This window comes from Arthrobacter sp. H14 (genome assembly GCF_000520495.1).
In the GTDB taxonomy this organism is placed as follows: Bacteria; Actinomycetota; Actinomycetes; order Actinomycetales; family Micrococcaceae; genus Arthrobacter_C.
Genome location: NZ_KI914672.1, coordinates 18,868 through 26,000 on the forward strand (window position 1 = coordinate 18,868; position 7,133 = coordinate 26,000).

Here is a 7,133-nt window from a genome sequence, read left to right on the forward strand (position 1 = left end):
CGTCCGCACCTCCCCCTGGAGGCCGCCGGAGGCGGCCAGCCGAAGAAGCTGGTCGAAATTAGTATCCGGGGTAATCAGGACGAAACGGCTCACTGATATACCTCACTCTTCCGGATCGGTGTTGGTGCGCTTTCGTCCGCGTCGGCGGGTTCCTTACTCAGCCAGATCCTGCCGAACTCGGCCGAGAAGATAATCTTTGACGCATCCACATCATCGACAGCCACCGTGACCAGCATTGTTCCGGCGGGCAGGGCCTGGTTATCCACCGGCTCTTCAGCACCCGCCTCGGACCGTTGGAGCGCCGTGACCAGGACCTTGTGGAAAACCAGCTGCGTGCTGGCTTCCTCAGGCTCATCGTCCAACGCACCCTCATCGAAGGATACGAACACCCCCACAGTGTCGCCGGCAGTGATACTGCCGCCGATAACACGCTGGGGTTCCAGGGAGAAAGTGATTTCCTGCAGCCCCTCCGGAACCGGAACTGCACCCGGTGTCTGCAGCTCGGCCGGATCAATCAGTTTCCCGGCCAGCAGATGCTCACCGGGAATCAAATCAACGGAAGTCACCTTACCGGCTGAATCATCCAGATTTTCAAGCGCTGAATCCGGTACCGCCTTGGCCGGTTGGGATTCGACTGCCACCGACTCGGCCAGGGACCCGACCGGGGTGCCTGCAGGGACCGCTTCCTGTACAACGAGAACATCGGTGGGGTTAAGGCCCTGCATCGCGCGTTGATCGGCGTTCTGGGTATAAGAAAAAACCAGCAGGGCACCAATGATTGCAAGAACCACAGCGGCGGCGCCGCCCAGTAGACGTGACTTCATTGCCGCTCCTATTCTGCCATCTGAACGACGGTAGCACCGTAGCGGTGCACAGGACCCAACGTGTATCCCTCGGCGAGGGAAACGTGCTTTACGAACTTACCAATGATCCCGCGGCAGTTTCCGGTGCAATCCAGGGAACTGCCGTAGCCGGTGTTGTGGAAGACGGCCGTTACTCCAGGGCCTTCGGACCCACCAGTGAACTTCCATCCCGCCACTTCAAATGCAGCGAAGGCCGTCAGGCCATACACGGCGCCGGAACCTTCTCCGGTTACCCGGTCAAACACGGGCAACAGCACTGTGGGTTTTCGTCCGGCGTTGATCTCCGTGATCCATTTGGTGAAAACCGCCGTGCAGTCAGGGGGTTCGTTGTTTCCGGTACTGCTGCCGCCCTCACTGGTCGCCAGGTCAATGCTCCCTCCGCACTGGCCGGTGTCCTGGGCCAGCCAACCGAAACCTCCGGCCACGGTTGCGCCGGAGGGGCCGTAGTTGCAGCTGGAATTGGCGTAGGCCCCGCCGTGCAGACCAAGGCGTTGCAGGGCCCCGTCAATCCTGTTCTCAACCTGGCAGATGGAGAATGCGGCGGGGAACACGGTGCGTCCGGCAACCGGGCTTCCCCATCGCGCTCCGGCACGGGCGCCGACCTCTGCCGAAGGGATGCCGAGAGCGTTCGCGAAGGAGAGTGAAATGCTGTTGGCTGCCCCACCGTCCTCCTGCGCCCCTGTGTTGACCGTGACTTTTCCACCCGGTTTATCCAGTGCAACAGACTGGATATTGCTGAGCCCATCGAGGGCATTGTTATTCGCAAGGCCTTTAGCGAGGGAGGAATCGCTGGAGCATTCCGAAGCGGTGAGGTCTTTTGCGCACTTCTGCGCAACGCCTAAAGCTGCTGCGTCGGCGCCGTTTTGAAGCTGAGCCCGTTCGGAATAGACCAGGCCAACATCGACGACGATGGCGGTGAAACCGAGCAGAGCCACCATGAGGACCGCCAGCATTACCGTGACCGCCCCGCGCTCAGATTCTTCCAGTGCTCTCAGCCGCCGCACAGCATGACCCCTTTGCCGGTCAGGGTGAACGGACCGGCGATGCCGGTAATTGTATCGAGGCTGTAGGTGATGGTGACCGTGGCCTGAGTCCCAGGCGTGCAGGCAGCCGGACTGATCGTAATGTTTGATGCCGACAGAGACGGGTTCAGAGACGGTGCCGCATTTTTGGCCGCGGTCTTCGCGGCGGTCGGATTGTTCGAGATAGCCATCACCCGGACACCTTCCCGGGCCGCCTGCGTCAAGGAAATCTGTGCATTATAGGCGCGGCCGAACTCCATAATCCCCATAACAAGCATCAGAAGGACCGGCAACAAAATAGCGAATTCAACGGCCACAGCCCCGCGTTCACCATTCCTGTCCATCATCAGCTGTCGCTCTTTCCCCGTCTTTGGTCAAATGGTCCCTCAAATGTCAGTGGCGGAGGCGCGAACGCCTCCGCCACTGAAACGAGCTTGCCGGTACTACGTGGTGGGGGCGGCGGGAACGAGCTGGTCGCTGACACTCTGGAACATGGCGGCCAGCTGAGGGCCGAGGGCAGCGACAACGACGATGATGACAACGGCGATGAGCCCGACCATGATGCCGTACTCGACGGCGGTGGCGCCCGTCTCTTCCCGCTGCAGGCGGGACCGGAGATTGAAGCCGAGGGTCTGGAGGGATGCGAAGAGAGAATTCATGGGAAGCTCCTGTATTAGTGAGAGTGAGTGGTGGTGAACCAGAGGGGCTGGTGTTACCGGCCTGGAATAAACATAGCAACCCATTTAGCGTTTTCGGCACGATCTGTGGCTATCCTGCGTCAAGCCTTCACAAAGGCTTAGAAACCTATACATTTCCTGCGTAAAACGCAGGATCAAGTGCGTGTCGGGGGCAGATTTCCGGCCCACCCAGCCCATCCTGCTTGAACGGCCTTGACCCATGGTCACGGTCCACGAATTTCGTCGATGACCGGGACAAGCACCAATACTCAAATACCGTCGTTTCGGCATAATACCGATCAGCAGCCGAGCACGGGCAACGGCTTACAGTTCCCCTGCTAGTGGGTCTCCTGTGACTGGAGATACGCAAATGCACGGCGCGGGAGGGCGGTTTCGGGTATGGTGTAGCCATATCATCGCGGGTACAGAGCCCGCCATGATGTGTAAAAGCGTGAGGTGCGTATGGAATGTGAAACACTGTTCGTCCGTCGGCGCCGGAGTGGCGGCTGATGCTGGGCTTGGGCGGACACTTCAACAGTATTGAGTTGCTGACCGCCGATGAAGTCGCGGCGTTCTGGGGTATATCCAGCCAGACGGTGTACCGGAAAATCCATTCGGGCGAACTGCCGTCCGTACATTTCGGCCGGAAGTTCCGCATCCCCGCTACTGCTGTGGCGGGATACCCTCTTCCGTCCAGAGAGTCACCGACGACTCGAGACGAATCATAAACGCCAAGACGTCAGGTTATGCCTTCGTAGGTGTCTGCCTCCCGGCCGGTGCCCTTCGACCCATCAGCGAAGGTTGAAACGGTTTCTCCACTGGCACGGCATGGCTCACGCGAACTGCTGATGCCAGTTTCACCCCGGGCTTGTGAGGTGTTGCGGAAACTCCGCGTTTCGCCCGGGCCGCAAGCGGCACTGGCCCCGGTCAACGGTCAATCGGCAAACCTCTGCCTGAGATGGTAATGATGAATATTGTGCGTGGTTACCCGGTTCGAAGTCGCGTGAACTTACCCCTTTCCTCATTAGGCCTTTCCTGAAGACACCGGCGGCGTCGTTGGCGTGTTTCGGGAGTTTGTTGTCCTGTTTACCCCGCCGTGTGCTGGGTTCTTTGGGGTTCAACGGAATTCGCGGCCTCCGCTGGCTGTCATCATCTGGCGCACTTTAGTCATCAGTCATCGAAACGGAACGCTATATGGCCGAGCCCGGGAAGAACTGCCGTTCCGTTCATCTGAAACACCGGCGGAAGAAGTCACGGCCGACATGCTCACGCCTTGCGGGGGGCGTTGGCTGGATTGCGGGAGGGCCCTTGTGATTGAGGATATCCGGCGGATGGACCCGCTGACGTTGGGTGAGGTGGTGCTGGACCGTCCTGCCATGGTATGCAGCGAACATGTTTGGGTAAAGTTTCCCGCAGCACACGGACGTATCGCTGCAAGGGAGGTGTTCTGCCAAATCCAGCGGTATTTCCGCAGGATTACCGAAGGAGATTGGAAGTTTTTCAAACCGTCGGCCATCCCGCCGGTAGCGTTTAAGCAGGTCCGGTTGTGATGGCACCCGCCTTACTTGATCACTCTGTGAAAGGAAGTCATGCGTTTTTTGCAACGCTCCAGGTCTGTTTGGGCCGGTGTGCTGTTGACCCTGGCGGTTCTCCCGGCCACTGGCTTTCCGGCTGAGGCCAGGGGACTGCGGTCGAAGGGGCTGTCGGTTGGCCGGACTTTCTCACATGCGGTCCGGGCCACGGTCGTTGACGCCACTGCCGCCGGTCAGATCAGGGCGTTAGCCCGTGCGGGGCGGGTTGCAGCGGTGGTTCAACCGGGATCACCACCGGCTGGCCCGACGGAACCTTCCGGCCACTCGAACCCATTAACCGTGAAGCGATGGCGGCGTTCCTCTACCGGATGGCCGGTGAACCGGCCACCGTGGCCCCACAGACGTCACCGTTTACCGACTGCCCCCGCGGGAGCAAGTTCTACAAGGAAGTCACCTGGCTCGAATCAACCGGGATCACCACCGGATACGACAACGGCACCTACCGGCCCGACGAACCGGTCAATCGGGACGCCATGGCGGCCTTCCTGCACCGCTATGACGCTAAATTCTAGCCTGAAACCCTCCCGGGCACGTGCCTCTTCCTGTAGAGCCATCCGCGCCGCAGTGGCCAGATTGCCTGCCATTTCATGGAGTCATCCTTTACCGGTGAGTCCACGACAGGCCGAGTTTGGGGTGAGGGAGACAATAACTGGTAGGGGGCACCGCAGCTGCCGGCGTGGTGTCCCCAATAGTCCAGAACAGGAGACCTGGCTCTGTCTTCGTTTACAGTTTACGACCGGGGACAGGTTGAGGACTCTACGCTACGCTTATCTCAGCGGAGGATAACCGAGAATGTGGGCTGCGATTCGAGAGTTACTGACCCGGTGCCATACCCCGGACAAGGCTTTCTTGGGGAAGCCCGTGGCGCGGCCGGTCATTGTCGTAATTGTCATATTACAGTTGATGGTACCTGGCCTGGTGTTCCTCCAGGAGCCGCCTGGCCGCTTGGGTTGGCAGATGTATTCTGGTCTCGGCGAGATCCCAAAAATTAGAATCGAGACCGCCGATGGTGCCGTCAGGGAAATTCCGTTTACGAACATGGCCGCTACCCGGCGGCCCGAGATCAATTGGGGCAAACACCTTCCGGCGCATGTGTGCAATGTGATTCCGGATGTGGCCGCTGTCGACCTCATTTACGCTGACGTCGATCAGTCATTCGCATGCGGCCCATAATGGCACCGTTAACCGGCTCCAATGCGCTGGCCGTCACACGGATCTCCGTCGCGGCCGCTGCTCTCATCATCACGCTCGAAAACTTCGTCACTCTGAATCAGATTGCCGCCGGCCGCATAACCATCCCCTTCTTCGGCTGGTTCCCCCCGATCGACGAGCGGTCTGTAGCCGTCGTGTTCGTATTCGGTGTCATCGGGTCAATTGCCCTCATCGCGGGATTCCGCTCCCGAACAGCGGCGGGCTCCGTCGCCGTTGTCACTGTCTTCATTCTGTTATGGGACCAGCAAACCTACAGCAGCCACCAGCTGCTTTTGCTCTGCCTCAGCGCGTATCTTGCCATGGGTCGTCCGGGAGCGAGTTGGTCCCTGGACGCCAAGGTCCGGGGGCATCAAGAGTCGCATGTGTCGTGGCCGAATACGTTGATCATGACGCAGATTTCCGTGGTCTATTTCTTCACCGCCCTGGCGAAGATTAATCCTGTGTTTCTGGGCGGCGATGTGCTTCGCTCTGCAATGTGGATGCCGCTGCCTGACTTCGTCTACGTCCCGCTCAGCATCGGCGCCGTAGCCATGGAACTCTTCCTGGCATTGGCTTTATGGTCTCGCCGGCTGGTACGCATGACTATCGCTTTGGGAATCGTCCTGCACGCGGGCATCGTGGTCACGCTCGATCAACCCCTCGTGCTGTTTGCCTTCGCGCTACTCATGGTGGGAACCTACCCATTGTTTTACGCCCGGGCACCCTCCTCCGGAACACACCCGGTACATGGCCGGAGGACCCCTGCGGGGTTGCATTGAGCAAGATGCTCTGAGCATAGCCCAAAGTGGTGCCGGCCCGGCCCGGCACCCGCCAGCTACCGAGCGTGTCCAGCTGGTGCAGCCGATCAGAGCTAGCAGGTACTTGTCCGAATAAACCAGTATTGGTGCATTGCGGATCATCCACGACATTGTGCCAGCAGACGGGCAGCGGCTCCGATGCACCGTCCTGCCCTGCGGGGATCCTGCTGCTCCACTCTGATGAGGATAATTGCCCGCCGTGAGGATGATAGGAAACTGGAGACGGCTCGACCCGGCTCACGGTGAAATGCGGCCACGGGACAGAAACCATAAAGCCGTCCCGCGGCCGCTGCCACGGTCGAATGGGGGAGCCGACCATGACGGGCACAGCTTACATAATCGCCGTAAACTCATTATCAGTGTTACCCGTTTGCATCTGACGTAGGCGCTACCGCGGTCATGCTGGCGGAAACATTTTTTCGTGACCAACCCGTTTTCGTCCGGCAGAAGGCGTCTTAGAGCCCGGGTGCCGCCGGGATGTCGAGGTCCGTGTCGACGAGGTGGTTGAAGTAGTTGGTGAACAGGTTCAGTGCCACCGACAGTTCGGTCAGTTCGGTGTCGGTCCAGCCGGCATCGAGTGCGCCCTGCTAGGTGGCATCTTGAACGGTTCCGGTGTTTTCGGCGGTTAGCGGCGAACCCGGCGGCATGACAGTGACCGCCGAGCTGTCCACCTCCGGAGGATGGCACTCGACAATCCCACTTGAAGCAACGGAATCTTCCACCGGAGACCCGGTATGACGGAACCATCCAACTTCGACCTGGAGGCGATTGATGCCAAGGCATGGGCAGCGGATGAGGTCACGGGGCTTCCCGCCGAGCCGGTATCCATCGGTGTCACCACCTTCGTGACCCTGGCAAAACTCGCCGAACGTTACGGCCGGCTCGTGCTGCACTGGACACGCAGCGACTCCGAAATTTTCATCGTCCAGGACGAGAACACCATCTACCGTTCCCAAACCGGCCGGCCACC

The 7,133-nt window shown here is 59.8% G+C and carries 9 protein-coding genes and 1 pseudogene; 6 read left to right on the forward strand and 4 right to left on the reverse strand.

The annotated features are described in order from the left end of the window. Positions 1–89: 89 nt before the first annotated feature. From cpaB to Y707_RS0116130, 4 genes are all read right to left on the reverse strand, one after another. The gene (cpaB, locus tag Y707_RS0116115; RefSeq protein WP_026535844.1) at positions 90–824 is read right to left on the reverse strand and encodes a Flp pilus assembly protein CpaB; all 735 of its coding nucleotides are present in this window, start codon (positions 822–824) and stop codon (positions 90–92) included. A gap of 8 nt (positions 825–832) precedes the next feature. Continuing rightward, positions 833–1,867: a TadE/TadG family type IV pilus assembly protein gene (locus Y707_RS0116120; RefSeq protein WP_026535845.1), complete on the reverse strand. Its 1,035-nt coding sequence runs from the start codon at positions 1,865–1,867 to the stop codon at positions 833–835. Then, positions 1,855–2,229: a TadE family protein gene (locus Y707_RS0116125; protein ID WP_026535846.1), complete on the reverse strand. Its 375-nt coding sequence runs from the start codon at positions 2,227–2,229 to the stop codon at positions 1,855–1,857. Before Y707_RS0116125 ends, Y707_RS0116120 begins: the two co-directional genes overlap by 13 nt. Before the next feature lie 99 nt (positions 2,230–2,328). Continuing rightward, positions 2,329–2,544, reverse strand: coding sequence for a Flp family type IVb pilin (locus tag Y707_RS0116130; protein WP_026535847.1), 216 nt, complete (start codon positions 2,542–2,544; stop codon positions 2,329–2,331). Positions 2,545–3,071: 527 nt separating this feature from the next. On the opposite strand from Y707_RS0116130, the gene Y707_RS0116135 reads away from it, so the two are divergent. From Y707_RS0116135 to Y707_RS31620, 6 genes and pseudogenes are all read left to right on the forward strand, one after another. Beyond that, the gene (locus Y707_RS0116135) at positions 3,072–3,290 is read left to right on the forward strand and encodes a helix-turn-helix domain-containing protein (protein WP_035782114.1); all 219 of its coding nucleotides are present in this window, start codon (positions 3,072–3,074) and stop codon (positions 3,288–3,290) included. Positions 3,291–3,893: 603 nt separating this feature from the next. Then, entirely contained in the window at positions 3,894–4,112 is a 219-nt protein-coding gene (locus Y707_RS0116140) for a hypothetical protein (RefSeq protein WP_155853052.1), read from the forward strand. Positions 4,113–4,381: 269 nt separating this feature from the next. Beyond that, positions 4,382–4,441: pseudogene (locus Y707_RS33165) on the forward strand (S-layer homology domain-containing protein); the annotation flags it as partial. Further along, a complete protein-coding gene (locus Y707_RS0116145) occupies positions 4,442–4,666 on the forward strand; it encodes an S-layer homology domain-containing protein (RefSeq protein ID WP_026535850.1) in 225 nt (74 codons plus the stop codon). It abuts the pseudogene before it with no gap. A 660-nt stretch (positions 4,667–5,326) separates the two neighbouring features. Beyond that, positions 5,327–6,124 carry an HTTM domain-containing protein gene (locus tag Y707_RS0116155; protein WP_026535852.1) on the forward strand — a complete coding sequence of 266 codons (798 nt, stop codon included), beginning with the start codon at positions 5,327–5,329 and terminating at the stop codon, positions 6,122–6,124. 773 nt (positions 6,125–6,897) lie between these two features. Then, positions 6,898–7,133, forward strand: a 236-nt coding sequence (locus tag Y707_RS31620; protein ID WP_035782117.1) for a hypothetical protein, incomplete at its 3' end; no start/stop codon positions are given.

What these genes read in the sequence shown, in the direction of transcription:
- Y707_RS0116155 (WP_026535852.1), top strand. Translation starts at nt 5,327, where the DNA reads ATGGCACCGTTAACCGGCTCCAATGCGCTGGCCGTCACACGGATCTCC.
- Y707_RS0116125 (WP_026535846.1), bottom strand. Translation starts at nt 2,229, where the DNA reads ATGGACAGGAATGGTGAACGCGGGGCTGTGGCCGTTGAATTCGCTATT.
- Y707_RS0116140 (WP_155853052.1), top strand. Translation starts at nt 3,894, where the DNA reads ATGGACCCGCTGACGTTGGGTGAGGTGGTGCTGGACCGTCCTGCCATG.
- cpaB (WP_026535844.1), bottom strand. Translation starts at nt 824, where the DNA reads ATGAAGTCACGTCTACTGGGCGGCGCCGCCGCTGTGGTTCTTGCAATC.
- Y707_RS0116145 (WP_026535850.1), top strand. Translation starts at nt 4,442, where the DNA reads ATGGCGGCGTTCCTCTACCGGATGGCCGGTGAACCGGCCACCGTGGCC.
- Y707_RS0116135 (WP_035782114.1), top strand. Translation starts at nt 3,072, where the DNA reads ATGCTGGGCTTGGGCGGACACTTCAACAGTATTGAGTTGCTGACCGCC.
- Y707_RS0116130 (WP_026535847.1), bottom strand. Translation starts at nt 2,544, where the DNA reads ATGAATTCTCTCTTCGCATCCCTCCAGACCCTCGGCTTCAATCTCCGG.